1 protein-coding gene is annotated in these 1,221 nt (G+C 37.0%); it reads left to right on the top strand.

Annotated features, from left to right (window positions below; genetic code table 11):
* Positions 1-1,221 (top strand): PKD domain-containing protein (locus tag T367_RS23100; protein ID WP_035845806.1); only part of this gene is annotated, 1,221 nt, incomplete at both ends.

Below are 1,221 nucleotides of genomic sequence, written 5' to 3' on the forward strand. Positions count from 1 at the left end.
AATGGCATTGACGATGATGGCGATGGTTTGGTTGATTTGAACGATGTGGAGGATTGTGAATGTGTATCACTTATTGGTTCAAGTTTGATTCCAAACCCTTCTTTTGAAGATACCATATGTTGTCCAGAATATTATGGTGGAATGAGATGTGCTGAAACTTGGATTCAAGCTTCAGATCCAACGCCGGATTTTTTTCATACTTGCGGATTAATGTTTGTTGATTGGGTGATAACTATGCCAGAAATGCCTATTCCAAGGGGAGGTGATGGTTTTATTGGTTTCTTTACAAATACAAGAACGTGGTCTGAATATATTGGTGCTTGTTTGGATGTGCCTTTAATTAGTGGTACAAGTTATGTTTTGAATTTTTACACTGCATATGGTGAAGGACCAGATGTATCTGAATTAGCATTATATGGAGCATCCACATGTGATGACCTTCCATGGTTTGGTACAAATTGTCCCGATGGAATAGGTACATGGGAATTATTGGGTGATATTGAGGTAACTTATGAAATGGATGGAACGTGGCAAGAAGTGACTATGATTTTCACTCCTGATATAAACGTTTATGCGATATCAATTGGTGGTCCTTGTATAGTCGGAGGTGAAGGGTTTAGTGATTATTATTTTATTGATGAGTTAATTTTAGTTGATAGTTCCGATTTTTTTAATATTACTTCAACAGGTGGTTGGTGCTCAGAAGATCTAATATTGTTTGGTGAAGCAGATGAGCCTGGAGGAACTTGGCAGTGGTACAAAGATGGTATCGCCCTGTTGGAAGAAACAGATATAACTTTCGAACCATTACTATACGGTCAGGGTGAGTTCAGCGCAGTGTACACAAACTTTGGATCATGTTCTCGATATAACTATTTTTCTCCAGCGATTTTTGAAGTAGAAATTGAACTTGATTCGAGACCCTGTTTTTCAAACTTTGTCACATTTTTCAATAATACTTCTTTGATTTATGGTGAACCTGAAGAGTGGATTTGGAGCCTCGGTGATGGCGTTATTTCAACTGAAGATGAATTATCACATACGTATACTGATCCTGGGACATACGAAGTCGCTTTAATTGGTATTAGTACAGATGAATCATGTATTGATACAGCTACATATGAATTTATAGTTTATGATAATCCAAATGCAGAATACGAAATTGAATCAGAAACAACTTTTCTTTTTTGGGGATCCATAGCGTCCTGTACTAAACAAGAA

Source organism: Crocinitomix catalasitica ATCC 23190, from assembly GCF_000621625.1.
Lineage (GTDB): Bacteria > Bacteroidota > Bacteroidia > Flavobacteriales_D > Crocinitomicaceae > Crocinitomix > Crocinitomix catalasitica.